Annotated in this window: 16 protein-coding genes and 2 pseudogenes; 10 read left to right on the forward strand and 8 right to left on the reverse strand. The window is 73.6% G+C overall.

Translation table 11 applies throughout. The features are described from left to right. Positions 1 to 229 precede the first annotated feature (229 nt). Positions 230 to 1,207, forward strand: coding sequence for an acyl-ACP desaturase (locus tag QSK45_RS00685; RefSeq protein ID WP_285552124.1), 978 nt, complete (start codon positions 230 to 232; stop codon positions 1,205 to 1,207). Between the two features lie 90 nt (positions 1,208 to 1,297). On the opposite strand, the gene QSK45_RS00690 is transcribed toward QSK45_RS00685, so the two are convergent. Next, positions 1,298 to 1,543: a WhiB family transcriptional regulator gene (locus tag QSK45_RS00690; RefSeq protein ID WP_285552125.1), complete on the reverse strand. Its 246-nt coding sequence runs from the start codon at positions 1,541 to 1,543 to the stop codon at positions 1,298 to 1,300. A gap of 255 nt (positions 1,544 to 1,798) precedes the next feature. Between QSK45_RS00690 and QSK45_RS00695 the strand changes: the two genes are divergently transcribed. Beyond that, the gene (locus tag QSK45_RS00695; protein WP_285552126.1) at positions 1,799 to 2,578 is read left to right on the forward strand and encodes a VOC family protein; all 780 of its coding nucleotides are present in this window, start codon (positions 1,799 to 1,801) and stop codon (positions 2,576 to 2,578) included. 49 nt (positions 2,579 to 2,627) lie between these two features. Here QSK45_RS00695 and QSK45_RS00700 read toward each other — a convergent pair whose 3' ends face one another. Further along, on the reverse strand, positions 2,628 to 3,719 hold the full coding sequence (locus tag QSK45_RS00700; RefSeq protein ID WP_285552128.1) for a LacI family DNA-binding transcriptional regulator: 1,092 nt from the start codon (positions 3,717 to 3,719) through the stop codon (positions 2,628 to 2,630). A 64-nt stretch (positions 3,720 to 3,783) separates the two neighbouring features. Further along, positions 3,784 to 4,803, reverse strand: coding sequence for a non-homologous end-joining DNA ligase (gene ligD / locus QSK45_RS00705; protein ID WP_285552130.1), 1,020 nt, complete (start codon positions 4,801 to 4,803; stop codon positions 3,784 to 3,786). Positions 4,804 to 4,877: 74 nt separating this feature from the next. On the opposite strand from ligD, the gene QSK45_RS00710 reads away from it, so the two are divergent. Then, positions 4,878 to 5,954, forward strand: coding sequence for an ATP-dependent DNA ligase (locus QSK45_RS00710; RefSeq protein ID WP_285552132.1), 1,077 nt, complete (start codon positions 4,878 to 4,880; stop codon positions 5,952 to 5,954). Between the two features lies 1 nt (position 5,955). On the opposite strand, the gene QSK45_RS00715 is transcribed toward QSK45_RS00710, so the two are convergent. Beyond that, positions 5,956 to 7,146: a zinc-dependent alcohol dehydrogenase gene (locus QSK45_RS00715; protein ID WP_285552134.1), complete on the reverse strand. Its 1,191-nt coding sequence runs from the start codon at positions 7,144 to 7,146 to the stop codon at positions 5,956 to 5,958. A gap of 267 nt (positions 7,147 to 7,413) precedes the next feature. On the opposite strand from QSK45_RS00715, the gene QSK45_RS00720 reads away from it, so the two are divergent. Continuing rightward, on the forward strand, positions 7,414 to 8,337 hold the full coding sequence (locus QSK45_RS00720; protein WP_285552136.1) for a DUF3048 domain-containing protein: 924 nt from the start codon (positions 7,414 to 7,416) through the stop codon (positions 8,335 to 8,337). A gap of 13 nt (positions 8,338 to 8,350) precedes the next feature. Here the strand turns inward: QSK45_RS00720 and QSK45_RS00725 are convergent. Next, positions 8,351 to 10,915, reverse strand: a pseudogene (locus QSK45_RS00725) (ATP-binding protein); the annotation flags it as partial. Between the two features lie 20 nt (positions 10,916 to 10,935). On the opposite strand from QSK45_RS00725, the gene QSK45_RS00730 reads away from it, so the two are divergent. From QSK45_RS00730 to QSK45_RS38275, 4 genes and pseudogenes are all read left to right on the forward strand, one after another. Continuing rightward, positions 10,936 to 12,231, forward strand: a complete 1,296-nt coding sequence (locus QSK45_RS00730; protein ID WP_285552137.1) for an MFS transporter — start codon at positions 10,936 to 10,938, stop codon at positions 12,229 to 12,231. Further along, positions 12,222 to 13,388, forward strand: coding sequence for an anhydro-N-acetylmuramic acid kinase (locus QSK45_RS00735; protein ID WP_285552139.1), 1,167 nt, complete (start codon positions 12,222 to 12,224; stop codon positions 13,386 to 13,388). The genes QSK45_RS00730 and QSK45_RS00735 overlap by 10 nt, the downstream gene beginning before the upstream one ends. A gap of 93 nt (positions 13,389 to 13,481) precedes the next feature. Then, positions 13,482 to 13,625, forward strand: a pseudogene (locus QSK45_RS38270) (DUF2510 domain-containing protein); the annotation flags it as partial. 370 nt (positions 13,626 to 13,995) lie between these two features. Then, positions 13,996 to 14,751, forward strand: a complete 756-nt coding sequence (locus tag QSK45_RS38275) for a hypothetical protein (RefSeq protein WP_490993489.1) — start codon at positions 13,996 to 13,998, stop codon at positions 14,749 to 14,751. A 169-nt stretch (positions 14,752 to 14,920) separates the two neighbouring features. Here QSK45_RS38275 and QSK45_RS00745 read toward each other — a convergent pair whose 3' ends face one another. Beyond that, positions 14,921 to 15,535 (reverse strand): TetR/AcrR family transcriptional regulator, encoded by a 615-nt coding sequence (locus QSK45_RS00745; protein WP_285552141.1) that lies wholly within the window; start codon positions 15,533 to 15,535, stop codon positions 14,921 to 14,923. 233 nt (positions 15,536 to 15,768) lie between these two features. On the opposite strand from QSK45_RS00745, the gene QSK45_RS00750 reads away from it, so the two are divergent. Together QSK45_RS00750 and QSK45_RS00755 are read left to right on the forward strand one after the other, a co-directional pair. After that, positions 15,769 to 16,569, forward strand: a complete 801-nt coding sequence (locus tag QSK45_RS00750; protein ID WP_285552143.1) for a phosphatase PAP2 family protein — start codon at positions 15,769 to 15,771, stop codon at positions 16,567 to 16,569. Continuing rightward, positions 16,566 to 17,525 (forward strand): DMT family protein, encoded by a 960-nt coding sequence (locus tag QSK45_RS00755; RefSeq protein ID WP_285552145.1) that lies wholly within the window; start codon positions 16,566 to 16,568, stop codon positions 17,523 to 17,525. The genes QSK45_RS00750 and QSK45_RS00755 overlap by 4 nt, the downstream gene beginning before the upstream one ends. A 132-nt stretch (positions 17,526 to 17,657) precedes the next feature. On the opposite strand, the gene QSK45_RS00760 is transcribed toward QSK45_RS00755, so the two are convergent. Together QSK45_RS00760 and QSK45_RS00765 are read right to left on the reverse strand one after the other, a co-directional pair. Next, complete coding sequence (locus QSK45_RS00760) at positions 17,658 to 18,530, reverse strand: LURP-one-related family protein (RefSeq protein ID WP_285552147.1); 873 nt, start codon at positions 18,528 to 18,530, stop codon at positions 17,658 to 17,660. Between the two features lie 66 nt (positions 18,531 to 18,596). Beyond that, complete coding sequence (locus QSK45_RS00765) at positions 18,597 to 20,645, reverse strand: phosphocholine-specific phospholipase C (RefSeq protein WP_285552149.1); 2,049 nt, start codon at positions 20,643 to 20,645, stop codon at positions 18,597 to 18,599. Positions 20,646 to 20,749 lie beyond the last annotated feature (104 nt).

Below are 20,749 nucleotides of genomic sequence, written 5' to 3' on the forward strand. Positions count from 1 at the left end.
GGGTGACCCCCTCCCTCCGAAGGCCCCGGGACCGCTGCGTCCCGGGGCCTCACCGCATGCCCGAACGGCCCTGTCGCAGGGGCTGATCTGGGGCTCTCTTACGGCGGCCTTAACCTACGGTTTCGTAACCTACGGACTCGTAGCTTACGATCACGTAGGTTTCCGGCACCGCTCGCCGGTACCACCCCTGTGTGCTCTCCCCAGTTCGGCGCGTCCCCCTGGAGTTCCCGTGACGATCACCTCTCCCCATCTCGGCAGCACGTCCGCCTGGACCGACGCCCGGCTGCTGTACGCGCTGGAGGAAGTGGTGGAGGGGGAGTTGAACCGGCATCTGAAGGTCTCCAAGGACTGGATGCCGCACGAGTACGTGCCCTGGGGCGACGGCCGCAACTTCCCGGCGCTGTTCGAGGACGGGGAGGCCTGGGACAAGGACCAGTCCAAGGTGACCGAGCTGGGCCGCACCGCCCTGGTGGTCAACCTGCTGACCGAGGACAACCTGCCCAGCTACCACCACGAGATCGCCAGCCTGTTCGGCCGCGACGGCGCCTGGGGCACGTGGGTGCACCGCTGGACGGCCGAGGAGGGCCGGCACAGCATCGTCATGCGGGACTACCTGCTCGCCTCGCGCGCGGTGGACCCGGACAAGCTGGAGCAGTTCCGCATGGCGCACATGAGCGAGGGCTTCGAGTCCGACAACCGGCACTCGATGCTGCACTCGGTCGCCTATGTCGCCTTCCAGGAGCTGGCCACCCGGATCTCGCACCGCAACGCCGGCCATCAGTCCGGTGACCCGGTGTGCGACCGCATGCTCGCCCGGATCGCGACCGACGAGAACCTGCACATGGTCTTCTACCGCAACCTGCTCAAGGCGGCGTTCGAGCTGGCGCCGGACCCGACGATGCAGGCGGTGCGGGACGTCGTCGTCAACTTCCGGATGCCCGGACACGGCATCCCCGGCTTCGAGCGGGCCGCGGCGCAGATGGCGATCGGCGAGGTCTACAACCTGCGCATCCACCACGACGACGTGCTCCAGCCGGTGCTGCGCTTCCTGAAGATCATGCAGCTCGACGGCCTCGGGCCCGAGGGACGCCAGGCGCAGGAGGAACTCGGCCTGTTCCTGGACGGTCTGGACACGGAGGCCGCGCGCTTCGACGAGAAGCTGGCGGCGCGCAAGGCACGGATGGCGGCGCGGGCCGCCGGCCGCTGAGCGAGGCGGTCGGCACGGGGCGGGGCCCCGGGTGAGGCCGTCGTACGCGGGGTCGGCGCGCGACCGGCCCTCGATCGGGCGGGCGGCCGGTCAGCCGGAGGTGCGGCGCAGGGCGAGGCGTTCCTTTTCGGACAGCCCGCCCCAGACGCCGAAGCGCTCGTCGTTGGCGAGCGCGTACTCCAGGCAGGCCGGGCGCAGCTCGCACATCCCGCAGATGCGCTTCGCCTCGCGCACCGAGCTGCCCGGCTCGGGGAAGAAGAAGTCCGGCCCCGTCTGCGCGCACAGGGCCTGCGCCTGCCAGGTCCGGTCGGCCGGGGTGATGGTGTCCAAGTGCATGGCCAGGATCGTGCCGTCCGGCGAAAAACGTTCGATCAACGCGCGCTCAACGCCGTCCTCGGGGCCTCCGGCCACCTCGATGGTGCGCCCGGGGTCCCGCCGGTTGCACGGCGGCGCGCGGAACTTTCGAAAACTCAACGGGCATGCCGCGTCACCGAAGGTGAGGGCGCGCCCGGCGGTGCTCCGGCGGCGGTCGTCGGTGGGCGGTGCCAGACTCGGCAGTGCACGGGACGGGACCCTTCGAGGAGGGCGGCCATGCTCACCACCGATTTCGTCAACGGCGCTCCGAACTGGCTCGACGTCGGCGCGCCGGACCTCGACGGGGCGCGCGCCTTCTACGGCGGTCTCCTCGGCTGGCGCTTCGAGTCCGCGGGGCCGGACTCCGGGGGCTACGGCTTCTTCCGGCTGGACGGGAGGACCGTCGCGGGCGGCATGCGGTGCGGGCCCGAGCAGGGGCCGCCGGCCTGGACGCTGTACTTCCGCAGCGAGGACGCGGCGGCCACCGCCAAGGCGGTCGAGCAGGCCCGCGGCCGGGTGCTGTTCGGGCCGGTCGACGTGCTGGGGCAGGGGCACATGGCGGTCCTGGCCGACCGGGCGGGCGTGAGGTTCGGGGTCTGGCAGCCCGGCCGCACCCAGGGCGTGGACGTGGTGAACGCGCCGGGCGCGCTGTGCTGGGCCGAGCTGCACACCGCCGACATCGCGGCGGCCGCCGCCTTCTACCACCGGGTGCTGGGCCTGGAGACCTCCGGCGTGTCCTTCCCGGGCGGCACGTACACGTGCGTCAACCCCGAGGGCGCCGGTGAGGACGCGATGTTCGGCGGGATGGTGCCGCTGGCCCGCCCGGGGGACGAGCCGTACTGGCTGCCGTACTTCGAGGTCGAGGACACCGACGCGGTGGTGGCCGGCGCCGAGGAACTCGGCGGTGCGGTGAGCGCCCCGGCCATGACGGTCGAGGGCGTGGGGCGCATCGCCCGGCTGACCGATCCGTACGGGGCGCGGTTCGGCGTGATCAGGAGCGCGTCCGGGCAGGCGTGAAACGGTGTCAGGGGCCGGCCGGGACGACACCGGCCTGGCCGGGGGCTGGTCAGGCGGATGCCCGGCGTATCAGCGTGGTCGGCAGGATCAGGCCGGGCCCCGGGGCGTCCGCCACCGGGCCCGCGTCGTCCGGGGCCTGCCCGGCGTCGTCCGGGGCCGCGGTGCCGTGCAGCAGGAGGCGGGCCATCAGACGGCCCATCCGCTCGATGTCCTGACGGACCGTGGTCAGCGGCGGGTCGGACTGCTCGGCCAGCGGCAGCATGTCGTCGAAGCCGACCACGGCCACGTCCTCGGGCACCCTCAGCCCCCGCTCCCGCAGCACGCGCAGCGCGCCCAGCGCGGTGAGGTCGTTCGCGGCGAACACGGCGTCCACGTCGGGGCGGCGGTCGAGGAGTTCCCGCATGGCCCGCTCGCCGCCGGCCGGGGTGAAGTCGCTCTCCACGACCAGGGCGGGATCGCCGGCCCTGCCGGGACCGCCCGCGCCGGCCCCTTCGCCCATGACGTCCCGGTAGCCGTCGAGCCGGTCCACCGCCGACGTCTGGTCGAGGGCGCCGGTGAGGTGCGCGATCCGGGTCCGGCCGAGCGAGACGAGATGGCGCACGGCGGTGCGCGCGCCGCCCCGGTTGTCACTGTCCACGTACACCGGGGTGCCGGTGCGATCACGCCAGCCCGGCCGGCCGCCGAACACCGTGGGCACGCCCGCGTCGTGGATGAGTCCGGGCAGCGGATCGTCCAGGTGCAGGGAGAAGACCAGCGCCCCGTCGACGTGGCCTCCGGCGAGATACCGGGCCACGCGCGCGTGGTCGTCCCGGCCCTCCGTGAGCAGCAGCACCAACTGGTTGTCGTGGGAGGTCAGTTCCTTGCTGATGCCGCGCAACTGGAGGGCGAAGAAGGGGTCGGTGAAGACCCGGGTCTCCGGTTCGGCGATGACGACGGCGACCGCGTCGTGCCGTCTGGTGACGAGGCTGCGCGCGGCCTGGTTGGGCACATAGCCGAGTTCCGCCACGGCCCGCCGCACCCGCTCGGCCAGCGGCTCCCGCACGCCGTACCCGCCGTTGACCACCCGGGACACGGTGGCCCTGGACACCCCGGCGCGCGCGGCCACGGCCTCCAGCGTGGGACGCGACACTGCCTCGGACACCAGGGGACTCCTCATCGGGCGGTTGCCGCCCAGGATAACGAGGGTGCGGCGGGGCAGGGCGCGGTCAGGACGCCGGGTTACGCCGGGCCCGGCTCGGCTGGACGCGTTTGGGTTCGCCGGGCATCTTCGGGTATTCCGGCGGGTACGGCAGATCGCCGAGCCCGTGGTCGTGCTCGTCGCGGCGGGCCAGGTCGAGCAGGGCTTCCAGGGAGTAGGCGTGGTCGTCCATGTCGGCGTGCACGTCGCCGAGTTCGGCGTACCGGGCCGGCATGGTGGCCAGGTCGAAGTCGCCTGGCCGGGCGGAGGGCACCTCGTCCCAGCTCAGCGGCGCGGAGACGGTGGCGTCCGGGCGGGGCCGTACCGAGTAGGCGGAGGCGATGGTGCGGTCGCGGGCGGTCTGGTTGTAGTCGAGGAAGATCCGGGCGCCGCGCTCCTCCTTCCACCACTTGATGGTGACCTGCTCGGGCATCCGGCGTTCCATCTCCCGGCCGAGGGCGATGGCGGCGCGCCGCACCTGGCTGAAGGTCCAGCGCGGCTCGATGGGCACGAAGACGTGCAGGCCCCGGCCGCCGGATGTCTTCGGCCAGCCGCGCAGCCCGCCGAACTCGTCGAGCACGGCGCGCAGTTCATCGGCGGCGCGGACGGCGTCGGTGTAGTCGGTGCCGGGCTGCGGGTCGAGGTCGATGCGCAGTTCGTCGGGGTGGTCGACGTCGTCGGCGCGCACGGGCCAGGGGTGGAAGGTGAGGGTGCCGTACTGGGCGGCCCACACCACGGCGGCCTCCTCGGTGGGGCACATCTCGTCGGCGCTGCGACCGCTGGGGAAGGTGATGTGGGCGGTCGGGATCCAGTCGGGCATGCCCTTCGGGGCGCGTTTCTGGAAGAACCACTCGCCCTCGATGCCGTCCGGGTAGCGTTCCAGGGTGGTGGGGCGGTTCCGCAGGGCGCGCAGGATGCCGGGGCCGACCGCCGTGTAGTACCGCGCGAGGTCCAGCTTGGTGAAGCCACGCTCCGGGAAGAAAACCTTGTCCGGGCTGGACAGTCGTACCGTCCGCCCGGCCACCTCCAGTTCCACCGCTTCGGCCATGCGGCCACCGTAGGCGCCCCCCGCGCGGCGCGCACACCGGGCGCGCACGGGCGCGCACGCGCAGAATCAGAGCCATGGAGCTGCCCGTCATGCCGCCCGTGAAGCCGATGCTCGCCAAGTCGGTGGCGAGGATCCCGCCGGGCATGCACTACGAGGCGAAGTGGGACGGGTTCCGTTCGATCGTGTTCCGCGACGGCGCCGAGATCGAGCTGGGCAGCCGCACCGGCAAGCCGCTGACCAGGTATTTCCCCGAGCTGGTCGAGGCGCTCGCACAGCGGCTGCCGCAGCGGTGCGTGCTCGACGGGGAGATCGTGATCGCGCGGGCCGGGCGGCTGGACTTCGACGCGCTGACCGAGCGGATCCATCCGGCCGCCTCCCGGGTGCGCATGCTCGCGGAGAAGACCCCGGCGTCCTTCGTCGCCTTCGACCTGCTCGCGCTGGACGACCACGCCCTGCTCGACGTGCCGCTCACCGACCGCCGGGCCCTGCTGGACCGGGCCCTCGCCGACGCCACCCCGCCGGTGCACCTGGCACCCGCGACGACGGACCTCTCGGTGGCCGAGCGGTGGTTCGACCAGTTCGAGGGCGCCGGGCTCGACGGGATCGTGGCCAAGCCGCTCGACCTGCGCTACCGGCAGGACGAACGGGCCATGTTCAAGATCAAGCACGAGCGCACGGCCGATGTCGTGGTGGCCGGGTACCGGCTGCACAAGAGCGGCCCGGTGGTGGGCTCGCTGCTGCTGGGCCTGTACGACGACCACGGCGGGCTCCAGCACGTGGGCGTGTCGGCCGCCTTCCCCATGAAGCGGCGCGCCGAACTGGTCGAGGAGCTGGCACCGCTGCGGATGGACGATGTCGCCGGACACCCGTGGGCGGCCTGGTCCGAGGAGGCCGCGCACGAGACCGCCCGGCTGCCCGGCGCGCCGAGCCGCTGGTCCGGCAAGAAGGACCTGTCGTGGGTGCCGCTGCGCCCCGAGCGGGTCGCCGAGGTCGCCTACGACCACATGGAGAACGGGCAGCGCTTCAGGCACACCGCCCGTTTCCGCCGCTGGCGCCCCGACCGCACCCCCGAGAGCTGCACCTACGCCCAGCTGGAGGAGCCGGTGCGCTACGACCTCGCGGAGATCCTCGGCGAGAAGGACCGGGAATGAGCTAGGGCTTCATGAGGATCTTGATCGCGCCGTCCTCCTTGCGCTGGAACATCTCGTAGGCGTGCGGTGCCTCGGACAGCGGCAGCCGGTGGGTGGCGAAGTCCTCCACGCCGAGGGGGTCCTCGTCGGTCAGGTACGGCATGACCTGATCGCTCCAGCGGCGGACGTTGGCCTGGCCCATGCGCATCTGGATCTGCTTGTCGAACAGGGTGAGCAGCGGGATCGGGTCGGCCATGCCGCCGTACACGCCGCTCAGCGAGATGGTGCCGCCCCGGCGCACCAGGTCGATCGCCATGTACAGCGCGCCGAGCCGGTCGACGCTGAAGCGTTCCGCCAGGGGCGCGCCGATCGCGCGCGGCATGAGGGCCGTGGCCTGCTGGGCGAGTCGGGCGGCGGCGCTGCCGTGGGCCTCGGTGCCGACGGCGTCGATCACCGCGTCCGGGCCCCGGCCGCCGGTCTCGTCCTTGATCGCGTGGACCAGCGCCTTCTCGTCGTCGAAGGCCCTGAGGTCGTACGTCTTCACGCCCAGCCGGCCCGCCCGCGCGAGCCGTTCGGGCACGAGGTCGATACCGAAGACCTGTTCCGCGCCGCGTGCCCTGGCGATCCGGCAGGACATGTCGCCGATCGGACCGAGGCCGAGCACCGCGACGCTGCCGCCGGGCGGGACGGACGCGTACTCGACCGCCTGCCAGGCGGTGGGCAGCACGTCGGAGAGGTAGACGAAGCGGTCGTCCGGCGGGCCCTCGGGCACCTTCATCGGGCCGAACTGCGCCTGCGGCACGCGCAGATACTCGGCCTGGGCGCCCGGTACCGCCCCGTACAGCCGGGTGTAACCGAACAGGGCCGCGCCCATGCCCTCGCCGGTGACCTGCGTGGTCTCGCACTGGGTGGTGAGCCCGGCCGAGCACATGAAGCAGTGCCCGCAGGAGATCTGGAACGGCACCACGACCCGGTCGCCGGGCCGCAGGCCGGTCACCTCCGAGCCGACCTCCTCCACGATGCCCATGGGTTCGTGGCCGAGGATGTCGCCCGGGGTCATGAACGGCGTGAGCACCTCGTACAGGTGCAGGTCCGAGCCGCACAGCCCGCTCGACGTCACGCGGATGACGGCGTCGGTGGGTTCCTCGATCCTGGGGTCGGGCACGTCCTCCACCCGCACGTCCCGCCTGCCCTGCCAGGTGACTGCCTTCATGGGTCGCGCTCCCTCGCTCGCGTGTACTGGTCGCGTCCGCCCGCTGGTCGTACGGCCGCTCCTGCCTGCCGCGTGTGCGCCTGTCCGCCCTGGCGCGTCCGTTTCGCGGTGGCCTCCGGGTACCCGTGCCTCCGGGCCGCGAACCACCTGGTGGGCGCGGTGCGGTGCGGGACGTGGGCGGAGGGGGTATGACCCGCGTGAACGCACGAGCGAATGGCGAACGAGGTGGCGGGTGTGACCGGGAGACGTGGTCCGCGAAGAGGTCTGATGACGGCGGTCGTCCTGGCCGCCGCCCTGACGGCCGGGTGCGGCGGGCACGGCGGGCGGCATGACACCGGCCCGGTCCCGACCCGGCCTCCGGCCTCCACCCCCGTGGGCGGTTCCCCCCTCGCGGTGAAGATCGACAACGTGCCGGCGGCCCGCCCGCAGACCGGCCTCGACGCCGCCGACGTGGTGTACGCGGAGCAGGTCGAGGGCGGTCTGAGCCGGCTGATGGCGGTGTACGCGAGCCGGCTGCCGAGCGCCGTCGGGCCGGTGCGCAGCGCCCGCGAGTCCGATCTGGAACTGCTCAACCAGTTCGACCGGCCGTATCTGGCCTTCTCCGGCGCCCAGCGCAAGCTGCTGCCGCTGATCGACCGGGCTCCGGTGCGGCCCGAGTCACCCGACACGGACCCCGGCGCCTACTACCGGGACAGCGCGCGGGCCGCACCGCACAACCTGTTCGTACGCCCCGCGCGCCTACTGCACTCCGCCCCGGGCGAGGGCGCGCTGACCACGGGTTTCCGCTACGGCCCCGCCCCTGCCGGCGGTACCCCAGTGACCTCGCGCACCGTGCGCTACCCGGCGGCCCGCTTCACCTTCACCTGGTCGCCCGCCCGGCACGGCTGGCTGATCGCGATGGACGGCACCCCCACGGTCACGACGGACGGCCCCCGCCCGGCCCCGCCGACGGTCGTCGTCCAGTACGTCGACATCCGCGACTCGCCGTACCACGACGTCCTCGGCAACCCCACCCCCTACACCGAGACGGTCGGCTCCGGGAAGGCGGAGGTGCTGCGCGACGGACGTTCCTTCACCGCCACCTGGTCACGCCCGGCGGCGAACGGCGGTACGGCGTTCACCGGGCCGGACGGCGCGCCGCTGGACTTCGCCGCCGGGCAGGTGTGGGTGGTGTTCGCGCGGGCGCGGTGAGCAGGACCGGATGTCACAGCATCCTGCCCGTCTCCAGCGCCTTGCGCGCCTGTGCCACCAGGCCGTCCGCCCCGCAGAAGCGGGCCAGGTCGAGGCCCCGGTCCAGGTCGGCGGCGGAGCGGGCGAGGATGCCGTACTCGATGCGGGCGGCGGCGTGTTCGTACTGGGAGGGTGATGCCTCCAGGTAGGTGACGGCGCGGCCCGCGAGTTGGAGGGCGCGGCTGCCGGTTTCGAGGGCGGCGGCACAGCGCAGGGCCTCGCCGATCGCGGTGTCCGTGCCGAAGCGCTCGGCCTGCCGGCGGGCGTCGGCGGCGAGCCGCCGGCTGCGCGCCGGGTCCTGGCCCGCGAGGGCCTTGGCGAGGTCGACCGACCAGGGTGCGAGGACCGGGTTGTGGCCGCCCCGGGAGACGGCGGTCTTCTCCGCGGCCTCCAGTTCGTCGACGCCCTCCTCGGTGCGGCCGACGGCGAGCAGCAGGCGGCCGCGCACCGAGCGGACGTCGGGGAGCACGATGGTGGAGGGATAGGGCGGTGCGAAGCCGTACTGCTCGGCGACCGCCCAGGCCTCCTGGGCCCGGCCGCGGGCGAGCAGGGTGTCGACCAGTCCGCACGTGGCCGACCAGTGCAACGGCAGTCGGCGGCCCACGCGTTCGGCGAGGACGAGGGCCTCGCGCAGATTCGCCTCGGCGTCCCTGAGCCGGCCCTGTCTGCGGTAGGCGAGGCCCAGGTAGGCGTTGGCCAGCGAGAGGTGTCCGCCGTGCCAGCCCGCGCCGGTGTAGACGCGCAGCGCCTCGGAGAACAGGCTTTCGGCGCGGTCGAGCCGGTCGGTGTAGACGTAGGCGCTGCCGAGCATCATCAGCAGTTCGATGCCCCACTCCCGGTCGGTCCAGCCGAGGCCGGGCGCGAGCCGGCCGTTGACGAGGGCCCGGTCGCACAGTTCGACGATCTCGGCGGCGCTCTCGCCGTGCGCCATGGCGTCGAAGCCGCGCAGGATCAGCAGCGCGCGTTCGGTGTTGTCCCGGCCGGCGCAGGTGGCGGCGAGTTCGGCGAGGCTGCGGGAGCGGGCCGGGGCGACGGTCTCGCCGTGGATGCCCTCCCACATGTACTGGAATGCCTGCAACCGCATCCGCACGGGCCCCGGCTCGTGCCGGGCGGCCTCGGCCTCGATGGTGCGGACGGCCTCCTCCAACTGGTCGTTGTGGAGCAGGGCCTGGGAGAGGCGGACCACGGCGTCGACGCGGTCGCGGCCGTCGAGCCCGCGCATGCCGAGTGCGTTGCGCAGATGGCAGACGGTGACGGCGGGCGCGGTGAGCAGCGTGGCGCAGCCGAGTTCGTAGAGGACGTGGGCGTGGATGTCGGGCCGGGGCGGCTCTTCCAGTGCGCGTTCGAGACAGACGCGGGCGGCGTCGGGCGCGCCGACGGCGAGGTGTTCGCGGGCGGCCTCGCGGAGCCGCTCGACCAGTCTCTCGTCGGCCTCCGGGTGCACTTCGAGCAGGTGCCGGGCGGCCTCGGCGGCGCCCCGGCCCAGTTCGGTGACGATCTCGGCGGCGACACCGTGCATGGCGGTGCACACGCCCGGCGGGATGGAGTTGTAGACGGCGGAGGCGATGAGCGGATGCACGAACTCCAGGTCGCCGCCCCGGTGTTCGGTGGCCGCGGAATCGGGTGTGGTGAGGATGCGCGCGGTGCGCAGCAGGCCGGCGCAGTGCCGGGCGGTGTCGTCGTCCATGGTGGCGAGGCGGGCGGCCGACTCCAGGGTGATGCCGGTGCCGAGGACGGCGGCGGCCCAGGCGAACTGGGTGGCCTGGAAGCCGAGTTCCCTGATCCGGTCGACCAGTCCGCCGCCGCGGGCGGCGCGGTTGAGGGCGCGGAGTTCCCCGGCGCGGGCCTCCACCGGCGCCAGTTCGCTCTCCTGCACCTTGGCGAGGAGTTCGACGGCGTCGTACGGGTTGCCCGCGGTCACGGCCCAGACCTCGCGGCAGAACGCGTCGTCGGCGTGCGGGCCGAGGGTGGCACGGGTGAGTCCGGCCGCGGCGTCGGGGGTGAGGGCGCGCAGGTTGTTGACGGGCAGGCTCGCGGCGGCGGCGATCGCGTCGAGGTGGCGGGCGCTCTCCCCGCTGACGTCACCGGGCCGGCGGGCGACCACGACGAGCACGGACAGGTCGTGCAGGCGTTCGGCGAAGGCGGCGAGCCAGCGCAGGGTCTCCTGGTCGGCCCAGTGCGCGTCGTCGATCAGCAGCACGAGCGGCCATTCGCGGCGGGCGAGCCGGCGCACGGCGGCGACGAGACCGTCGCACACGTACTGCGGGTCGGCGCTCTCCTCCTGCGGTTCGGCTATCCCGAGGGCGGGGCCGGCGATGTCGTACCAGTCGCCGAGGTACTCGCGGGCCTCCTCGGGCAGCAGCGACAGCAGGGCGGGCTGGAGCAACTGCCGCACGACGTTGAAGGGCACGGACCTCAGGGTCTCCGCGCCGCGGGTGTACCACACGGTGCAGCCGCTGCGTTCGGCCATGCGGCGGATCTCGGTCAGCAGCGCGGTCTTGCCGAGGCCGGCCTCGCCGCGGAAGACCAGCAGCCCGCCCGGCGGACGGAGCGTCAGCGGTGACCGGGACGAGGCGGGTCGCGCGGGGGCGTACGGCGCGGCGCGGCCCCGCGGTGCGGGCGGTGGCGGCGGGTTCGGTCGGGAACTTCGTGGAGTGGTACGAGTTCGCCGTCTACGGCTTTCTCGCCACCGTGCTCGCCGAGCGCTTCTTCACCCCGGCGGGCGGCGGCGCGGTGGAGGGGCTGGTGCGGACGTACGCCTCCTTCGCGCTCGCGTTCTTCTTCCGGCCGCTCGGCGCGGTCCTGTTCGGCCGGCTGGGCGACCGGTACGGGCGGCGGCCGGTGCTGATCGGGGTGGTGGCGCTGATGTCGGGCGCGACGGCGCTGATCGGCGCGCTGCCGACGTACGGCACGGTGGGCGCCCTCGCGCCGTGGCTGCTCACCTTCCTGCGGGTCGTCCAAGGGCTGGCCGCGGGAGGGGAGTTCGGGGGCGCGGTCGCGGTGCTGACGGAGTTCGCCCCGCCGGGGCGGCGCGGGCTGTACGGGGCGTGGCAGTCCTTCACGGTGGCGCTGGGCCTGCTGGGCGGTGCGGCCGTCACGGCGGTGACGGCCGCGGTGCTGGGCACGGACCGGCTGTCCGCGTGGGGATGGCGGCTGCCGTTCCTGCTGGCCGTGCCGTTGGGCCTGCTGGCGCTGTGGCTGCGGACCGGTCTCGCGGAGTCGCCGGAGTTCCTGGAGCGGCCGCGGTCCGGGACACGGCCGGGCCGGGGCGCGGTCATGCTGGCGGCGGGACGGGTGATGGGCTGGGCGGCGGCCGGTTACACCTTCCTCGTGGTGCTGCCGTCCTACCTCCAGACCGCGCTGCACGCGGGCTTCGGGCAGGCGCTGCCGGCCGCGGCGGTGGCCAACGCGGGATTCGCCGCGGCGATCCTGCCCGCGGGGGCACTCAGCGACCGGGTGGGGCGCCGGCCGGTGCTGATCGCGGGCGCGGTGCTGGTGGTGGCGACCGCGCTGCCGGTGCTCGACCTCCTCCGGGACCCGGGTACCTCGCCGGCGGCGAAGGCGGGCGCGCTGGCGGGCGCCGGCGCAGTGGTGGGACTGATGGCGGGCCCCGGCCCCGCCCTCCTCGCCGAGATGTTCCCCTCCCACGTCCGCTGGACGGGGCTCGGCCTCGCCTACGCCCTGTCCAACGCGGTCTTCTCGGGCTGCGCCGGCCTGATCGTCACGGAGGCGGTACGACGGACCGGGGACCCGGACGTCCCCGGGTACTACGCGGCGGGGGCCTGCGCGGTGAGCGCGCTGGCGCTGCTGAAGAGGGCACCGGGGGAAGGGAATCGGAGGAAACGGTGCGAGTGATCGGGTTGATGTCCGGGACGTCGTACGACGCCGTCGACGCGGCGGCCTGCGATCTGCGGCTGGACGGGGACACGCTGGCGCTGCGGCCGCTCGGGATGGTCGGCGCGCCGTACGAGGAGCCGCTGCGCGCGGAGCTCGCGAAGGCGCTGCCGCCCGCGCGGACCGGGCTCGGCACGGTGTGCCGGCTGGACACCGGGATCGGGCAGGCGTTCGCCGCGGCGGCGGTGCGGGCGGACCGCGAACTGTGCGACGGACGGGCGGAGTTGGTGGCCTCGCACGGGCAGACGGTCTATCACTGGGTCGCGGGCGGGCGGGTGCACGGGACGTTGCAGCTCGGGCAGCCCGCGTGGATCGCCGAGGCGACCGGGCTACCGGTGGTGGCCGACTTCCGGGCCCGGGACGTCGCGGCGGGCGGCCAGGGCGCGCCCCTGGTCAGCCTGGTCGACCTGCTGTGGCTGCGCGGCCGGCCGGGCCGCCCCGTGGCGCTCAACATCGGCGGCATCGCCAACCTGACCGCGCCGGACGGCACCGCCTTCGACACCGGGCCGGGATGCGCGCTCCTCGACGCGGCGGCACGGGAGTTCAGCGGCGGGCGGCTGGCCTACGACGCGGACGGCGCCCTCGCCGCGCGCGGCCGGCCCGACCCGCGGCTGCTGGAACGGCTGCTCGCGGAGCCGTACTACTCCCTGCCGGCGCCCCGCACCACCGGCAAGGAGCTGTTCCACGCCGGGTACCTGCGGGCCGCCGGCGCCTTCGGCGGGGGCCGACCGGAGGACGTCCTCGCCACGCTCACGCTGCTCACGGCGCGGACGGTCGCGGACGCGGTGCGGTCCGTCGGCGCGACGGAGGTGATCGCGTCCGGCGGCGGCGTGCGCAACCCGGTGCTCGTGCGCCTGCTCCGGGAACTGCTCGGCGAGGTCCCGCTGCGCTCCTCGGACGAGTGGGGGCTGCCCGCCGCCGCGAAGGAGGCGTACGCCTTCGCGGTACTCGGCTTCCTCACCGCGCACGGCCTGGCGGGCACCGATCCGCGCAGCACGGGGGCGCGGCGGCCGAGCGTGCTGGGGTCGGTGACGCCGGGGCGGGACGGGTTCCCGGTGCCGGCGCCCGCGGCCGGCGCGCCGGCGCGGTTGGTGGTGGAGGACGGGGAAGGGAGATAGCCGAGGAATTCCCGGAGTGAAATGTCCCGGGTCGACGGGATTGGCGGCAGATCCTCTCATCGCGCTTTCACTGTTGCCTCATACGGTGGGGCCATGACGCAGGTGACTCCTCCCGGGTGGTACCCCGACCCCGGGCAGACGCATGACGGTCCGCCCACCGAGCGCTGGTGGGACGGCACGGCCTGGACGGACCGGATCCGCCCCGCCGGGACGGCCGCCACGTGGGGTCCCCCGGCGCAGGTGCCTCCGGCGGATCGGCCGGCGGCGGGCGCCGGCCAGTCGGCCCCGGCGGCACCGGCGGCACCGGCCGACGCGGCTCCGCGGGCCGACCAGGCGGCGCGGGCATCGCAGTCCGGCCCCGTGCCGCCCGCGGACCACGCCGCCCCGGCGGGTGCGGCGCCGCAGACCACCCCCCTGCCCCCCGTCGGCCAGGTGCCCGGTCAGCCCCCCCGCCACCCCGGGGTACGGCGCCTACCCGGGCCATCAGCCGCCTCCCCAGCAGCCCGGCCATCCGGTCTATGCCGGCTACCCCCCGTACCCCGTCCCGCCCGCTCCCCCGGCCCGGAGCCGGCTGCGCACCGGCATAGCCGTCACCGCGGCGGTCGCGGTGCTGGCCTGCATCGGGGTCGGGGTGTACGCGCTCACCCATGACGGCGGCGAACGCGCCGGGGCCCGGCCCGGCGCGAGCGGCGGGCCGGACGGCGGCGGTTTCGGCGGGCCAGGAGGGCCCGGCGGCTCCGACGGGGATTCCGGCGGACAGGGCGGGCCGGGCGGTTCGGGCGGACCCGACGGCCGGTCGCCCTCGCCCGAGCGCTCGCCCGCGCCCAAGATCAAGGGCGGTGGCACCGTACCCGACGCCATCGACGGCATCAGCCTGCCCGTGCCGAAGGGCTGGACCGGGCAGGCGATCAGCGTCGGTGCGCAGGTGACCTCGGACGACTCCTACAAGTGCCCGGGGAACAGCTCCCAGACCTGCACCGCCGGCGGCGCCTACACCGCGCCCGCCGCAGCGCTGGGCACCGGCGGCGCCACGGCGGAGCAGGTCGCGAAGGCGGACATCGCGGCGAACGCGAAGGAGTCGTACGGCGGCAGCACGTACGGCAGCATCACCTCGCACCAGGAGGTGGCTTCCCAGGCGGTGACCGTGGCCGGGCAGAAGGGGTACCTGGTGCGCTGGAAGGCGGTCACCAGCAAGGGCGCCGACGGTCTGGTCGAGTCGGTCGCCTTCCCCTCGCCGAACGACGCCCGGCAGATGGTCGTCGTGCGCTTCGGCATCGACGTGGGACAGGACCCGTCGGTCATCGACGAGATCCTCAAGGGGATCAAGGTCTTCGCCGGCGGCGGGAGCGGCCAGAACGTCTGACCCGGCCCGGGTACCCGTATCGCCCCCGGACCCGAGGAGTCCGGCCGGGCTGGGTCCCCCTCCGCTCAAGGGGGGACCCCGCCCGGCCGGGGGTGCGCGCCGCCCCCGTCCCCACGGTGCGGCGCGGGCAGACCGCCGTTCAGTCATCCCGTGAACGGCGGCCTGGGTCTCACTCCAGTCCGAGTGCGGGCAGCACGGCGGCCTCCACGAACCGGACCAGGTAGTCGGCGTCGGCGTACTGACCGCTGAGCACGGGCCGCACGCGCAGCACGCCGAACATCATGGCGGGGACGAACTCCAGCGCGGGGTGGTCCGCGCCGATCTCGCCGCGCGCCACGCCGCGGTCGAGGATCTCCTGGAGCGCGGCGATCTCCGGGTACACCAGTGCCTCGCGGAGCGCCTGGGCCAGCTCCTCGTCCTGGGTGACCGCGGAACCGAGCGCCTGGAGCAGCTTGGTGTCCTTGCCGGACCAATCGCCCGCGGCCCGCGCCGCACGGCGCAGGTCCTCGGCGAGCGATCCGGTGTCGATGCCGGCGAAGCGCACCCGCCCGCGGGCGCGCAGCGCGGCGGCCACGAACTGGGGTTTGTTCTTCCACTGCCGGTAGAGCGTGGATTTGCTGCACCGGGTGCTGGAGGCGACGCCCTCCATGGTCACGGACTCGTAGCCGCACTCGCGGATCTGTTCCAGCACGGCGTCGAAGAACTCCCGCTCACGCTCCGGCGTGATCTTGGAGCGGCGCGAGGCGACGACCGTCTCCGGTCCCTCCGCGGCCTGCGACGTCATGTGCTGCTTCCCCTCGCTCGTGGGCGCCGGCGTCCCTGTGCCCAGGTTCCAGTGTGTCGCACTTCAATCGATACGCCAGTGTACCGGTACTCCATCGTATCGGTACACTGGCGTATCGGTACACAAACGTATCGGTACGGACGCGTACTCCAACGACCGTGCCGTACCGGGGCGTCGCCACGCACCACCGAAGCACTGCCACACGTCAAGACCGTCAGCGAAGGGGCCGGGGGATGACTGCGCTCACCGAGCCTGCCGAGGCAGAAACGGAGCCGGACGCGTCCGCGCGTCCGGGTCTCATACGCGAGTTCCTGCTCGTCGCGGGGCTCTTCCTCGTCTACAAGCTCGGCCGTCAGCTGGCCACCGGCCACACCACGCGCGCCTACCACAACGCCCACCGCGTCTGGGACCTCGAACGGGCCCTGCGCCTCCCCCCCGAGACCGCCGTCCAGTCGGCGCTGCTGCACGGCGACACCCTCGTCCGCGTGGCCAACACCTACTACGCGACCGTCCACTTCCCGGCCACGCTCGCCTTCCTGGTCTGGCTCTACGTCAGACGGCCCGCGCACTACGTCTGGGCCCGCCGGGTCCTCGCCGTGGTCACCACGGCCGCCCTGGTACTGCCCTTCACGTTCCCGCTGGCCCCGCCGCGCATGCTCGCCGGGACCGGCCTGGAGGACACCGCCCGGATCTACGGCCCCTCCGTGTACGGCCCGCCGGCCCACGACCATCTCTCCAACCAGTTCGCGGCGATGCCCTCGCTGCACTTCGGCTGGGCACTGATGGTGGCGATCGGCCTGATCACCGCCACCCGCTCCCGCTGGCGCGGCCTGTGGCTGCTGCACCCGCTGCTCACCCTGCTGGTGATCGTGGGCACGGCCAACCACTACTGGCTCGACGCGCTCGCCGCGACCGCCATGCTCGGCACCGCCCTCGCGCTGATCCATCCGCCGCGCCGGACCGCCCGCAGGGCGGACCGCGGCACCGGCCCCGTCGTCCCGCGCCAGCGGGTCCTGGCGGGAGCGAACCGATGAGCGCCGCCGCCCCGGCCGCCGTCGCGCTGTCCCTCGTCTCGGCCGTGGCCTACGCGCTGGCCGCCGTCGCCCAGGAGCGACTGGCCGCCCGCGACACCGGCGCCGGACTGCTGCGGCTGCTCGGCACGGGCGCCTGGTGGTCGGCGGTGGGCCTGAACGCCGCCGCCGCGCTGCTGCACGTCGTGTCCCTCAAGTACGGTCCGCTGACCGTCGTACAGCCGCTCGGCGCGCTGACGCTGGTGGCGGCCGTGCCGCTCGGCGCACGGGCGGCCGGGCGACGGGTCAGCGCGGTGGAGTGGCGCGGTACGGCGCTCACGCTGCTCGGTCTCGGCGCGGTGCTGGTGACCGCGTCCGGACCCGCGCCCTCCCGGGTGCTCAGCCTGCCGGAGGCCCTCGCGGTCGCCGGTACGACGGCCGCGCTCGTGGGTGCCCTGTCCTGGCCCGGTGCCCGCCCAGGGCTGCGGCACGCGACCGCTTCGGGGTTCGCGTCGGGCGTCGCCTCCGCGCTCACCCAGACCGTGACCGTGGCCGCCACCGACCGTTCGGGGCCGGTGCCGAGCACCGAGGTGATCGTGGTCGCGGTGCTGGTCGCGGCGTTCGCCGTCGGCGGCCTGCTGCTGTCGCAGACCGCCTATCGCGGCGGCCTCGGCGCCCCGTTGGCGGTCGTCACGCTGGCCAACCCGGTGGCCGCCGCGCTGATCGGACTCACCCTGCTCGGGCAGGGCCTCACCGGCGGCGCCGGCGGTGTGCTGCTGGCGCTGGCGGGCGCGGGTCTCGCGGCCCGGGGCGTGACGCTGCTCACCCGGGTCACCGCGAAAGCGGCCGGGGCGGAGCCGCACGACCACCCGGTGGCCGCGGTACTCGCCCTGGAACCCGAGACGGCGGCGGCCGAACCGTGCCTGCGGTCCCGGCTGCCGGAGCAGCCCGAACAGCCGGGGCATCTCACGGCGCTGTGACCGCGGTGCCCGCAGACGTCGGCGGTCGGTGCGCGCGCCTTCGCGCGCACCGACCGCCGTCGCCGTACTCCGTGTTCTCTACGTTTTCTACCTTCTCTACCGTGCGGTTGCGTGCCCCCGTACGGGACGGGCTCAGTTCCAGCCCCGCGAGTCCTGCTTGAGCGCGGTGTCGACGGTCAGGGCCGTCGCGACCACCAGGCTCAGCAGCGGCTCGGGCAGCTGGTAGTGGATCTGGAGGACGTAGTTGTCCGCGGTGGTGAAGAGCGTCTTGGCGAGGCCCTCCCAGGTCTTGGTGATCCGGGCCACCTCGTTGTCCGCGTGGTCGACGATCGCGAAGTTCCACGCCCGCCAGTTCTCCGCCTTGATCGCGCCGACCTGCTGGCCGTTCACGTTCATCGCGAAGTTGATCTTGCCGATCATGTTCTGCTGGACGATCTCGCCGACCTGCGAGCCGTCCGGGCGGGACACGATCACCCGGGACTTGAAGATCTTCGCGGGCCGGGTCAGCAGCAGCTGCGGCTGGCCGTAGGCGTCGCGGATCTCCAGCTTGTGGGTCAGGAACTGGTCCCAGCTGGAGACGAAGCGCAGGATCTTGCGCAGCGCGCCCTGCCCGACCTCGGTGACCGAGCCGAGCTCGCGGCCGTTCTGATCCATGACCTTGTACTCATTGGTCAGCTCGATCAGCTTGGCCTTCTGGTTCACCACCAGCACCGGCTCGGTGAACAGGGTGCCGCCGCCGGGGCCGCCTGCCACGACCCCGGCCTGCTGCTGCACCTGGCGCTGCACCCGGGCGTCGGGTGCCTGCTGCTGCGGGAACTGCTGCTGCGGCGCCGCCTGCTGGGCCTGCTGCGGCATGCCCTGCTGGGCCCCCGGCGTCTGCTGGCCCTGCTGGGCCTGGTTGTTCGTGTGCTCGGTCCACTGGCTGCCGTCCCAGTAACGGAGCGTCTGAGGCGCCCCGTGCGGGTCCGGGTACCAGCCTGGAGGAGTGTTTGATTGCGTGGTCACCGGGGCACACTACCCTGCCCTGACCGGTACCTGACCAGCCCGCCGGGGGCGCTGTTCATCGCCCGCTCACTCCGTCGCGAGCGCCGGGTCGCTCACGCCGGGCCGCCCGTTCTCCACGTGCCCGGCGAAGCCGCGCAGGAAGGCCGGGTCGTCGGCCGAGGTCACCGTCAGGTCGTACCAGAGCCGGCTGCGCGTCAGGTCCACGGTGCGCCGTACGGTCGCGCCGGGGCGTACGGACACGGTGACCGGGGCGCCGCCGTAGCCGTTCACCAGCTTCAGCCGGGCGGTCCCCGAGCCCTTGTTGGTGAAGGCCAGTTCGACCCGGTCGCCGGTGTGCCGGGCGGTGACCTCGGGACCCGCCGTCTTGTTGCCGCCCTTGAAGACGCGCAGGAAGCCGTTGGGGCCGTGCACGGCGAGGTCGTAGGAACCGCCGGAGTACGCCGAGTTCCAGGTGTCGGACAGGGACTTGCCGGCCTCGGTGGTGTAGGTCCAGGGTCCGTCGGCGCGGTTGCCGGAGGTGACGAGGAAGACCGCGCCGGCCTTGGCCCCGGAGGCGAAGGCGAGCGTGAACGTGCCGGCCGAGGTGTCCGCCGAACCGTCCACCGCGGGCGCGTACTTCAGCGGGCGGGTGGGCCTGCTGCCGCGCTCCTGCCGGGGCAGCTCGGGGTTCGCGGGCGGCTTGGGCACGTAGTCGGGGTGCCGGTCGTGGTCCGGCGGCCGGTAACCGGCCGTCGAGGGCAGCGCGACGGGTTTGGTGTCCTTGCGGGAGAAGTCGAAGGCGCTGGTGAGGTCGCCGCACACAGCCCGCCGCCAGGGCGAGATGTTCGGCTCGCGCACCCCGAAGCGGCGCTCGATGAAGCGGATGATCGAGGTGTGGTCGAAGGTCTCGGAGCAGACGTACCCGCCCTTGCTCCACGGCGAGACGACCAGCATCGGCACCCGCTGGCCGAGGCCGTAGGGTCCCGCGGAGTACCCGGAGCCGCCCGGGTAGACGTCGGCCGAGACGTCCACCGTGGACTTGCCCTGGGCCCCGGAGGCGGCCGGGAAGGGCGGCAGGACGTGGTCGAAGAAGCCGTCGTTCTCGTCGTAGGTCAGGAACAGGGCCGTCCTCGACCACACCTCGGGGTCGGAGGTGAGCGCGTCGAGGACCTGCGAGACGTACCAGGCGCCGTAGTTCGCGGGCCAGTTGGGGTGCTCGGTGAAGGCCTCGGGGGCGACGATCCAGGAGACCTGCGGGAGCGTCCCGGCCTTGACGTCCGCCTTCAACCGGTCGAAGAAGCCCTCGCCCTGCCGGGCATCGGTGCCGGTACGGGCCTTGTCGTACAGCGGGTCGCCGGGCTGGGCGCCCCGGTACTGGTCGAAGTAGAGCAGCGAGTTGTCGCCGTAGTTGCCCCGGTAGGCGTCCTCGATCCAGCCCCAGCCGCCGTTCGCGTCCAGGCCGTCGCCGACGTCCTGGTAGATCTTCCAGGAGACGCCCGCCTGCTCCAGGCGCTCGGGGTACGTCGTCCAGCCGTAGCCCTTCTCGTCGTTGCCGAGGACCGGGCCGCCGCCCTTGCCGTCGTTGCCGGTGTGACCCGTCCACATGTAGTAGCGGTTGGGGTCGGTGGAGCCGATGAACGAGCAGTGGTAGGCGTCGCAGATGGTGAAACTGTCCGCCAGGGCGTAGTGGAACGGGATGTCCTTGCGGGTGAGGTACGCCATCGTCGTCGCGGACTTGGCGGGAACCCACTTGTCGTACCTGCCGCCGTTGAAGGCGGCGTGGCCGTCGTTCCAGCCGTGCGGCAGGTCCTGGATGAACGCGAGGCCGAGGTCGTCGGCGTCCGGCCGGAAGGGCAGGACGTCCCGGGTGCCGTCGGACTGCTGCCACACGGAGCGGCCGTTCTGGCTCACCGGGCGCGGGTCGCCGAAGCCGCGGACACCGCGCAGCGAGCCGAAGTAGTGATCGAAGGAACGATTCTCCTGCATCAGGACGACGATGTGCTCGACGTCCTCCAGCGATCCGGTGCGATGGTTCGCGGGCAGGGCCGCCGCGCGCTGGACACTGCTCGACAGCGCCGTGAACGCCGTGGTGGCGCCCGCGATCCGAAGGAAGTGCCGCCGGTTGACTTCGGGCATGGGGGGTGGGTCCTCTCGTCTGACGTCCGTGCTGCCGCGCCGAGTGTTCCAAGCGCGGCGAACGTCAGGGAAGGGTGAGGTGACGCCGATGTGAAACTACGGGA

This window comes from Streptomyces hygroscopicus subsp. hygroscopicus (assembly GCF_030269125.1).
Classification (GTDB): Bacteria; Actinomycetota; Actinomycetes; order Streptomycetales; family Streptomycetaceae; genus Streptomyces; species Streptomyces hygroscopicus_C.

Excerpts from the sequence above, each read along its gene's own strand:
- QSK45_RS00750 (WP_285552143.1), top strand. The coding sequence starts at position 15,769 with ATGACTGCGCTCACCGAGCCTGCCGAGGCAGAAACGGAGCCGGACGCG.
- QSK45_RS00715 (WP_285552134.1), bottom strand. The coding sequence starts at position 7,146 with ATGAAGGCAGTCACCTGGCAGGGCAGGCGGGACGTGCGGGTGGAGGAC.
- QSK45_RS00745 (WP_285552141.1), bottom strand. The coding sequence starts at position 15,535 with ATGACGTCGCAGGCCGCGGAGGGACCGGAGACGGTCGTCGCCTCGCGC.
- QSK45_RS00695 (WP_285552126.1), top strand. The coding sequence starts at position 1,799 with ATGCTCACCACCGATTTCGTCAACGGCGCTCCGAACTGGCTCGACGTC.
- QSK45_RS00690 (WP_285552125.1), bottom strand. The coding sequence starts at position 1,543 with ATGCACTTGGACACCATCACCCCGGCCGACCGGACCTGGCAGGCGCAG.
- QSK45_RS00755 (WP_285552145.1), top strand. The coding sequence starts at position 16,566 with ATGAGCGCCGCCGCCCCGGCCGCCGTCGCGCTGTCCCTCGTCTCGGCC.
- QSK45_RS00765 (WP_285552149.1), bottom strand. The coding sequence starts at position 20,645 with ATGCCCGAAGTCAACCGGCGGCACTTCCTTCGGATCGCGGGCGCCACC.
- ligD (WP_285552130.1), bottom strand. The coding sequence starts at position 4,803 with ATGGCCGAAGCGGTGGAACTGGAGGTGGCCGGGCGGACGGTACGACTG.
- QSK45_RS00710 (WP_285552132.1), top strand. The coding sequence starts at position 4,878 with ATGGAGCTGCCCGTCATGCCGCCCGTGAAGCCGATGCTCGCCAAGTCG.
- QSK45_RS00720 (WP_285552136.1), top strand. The coding sequence starts at position 7,414 with ATGACGGCGGTCGTCCTGGCCGCCGCCCTGACGGCCGGGTGCGGCGGG.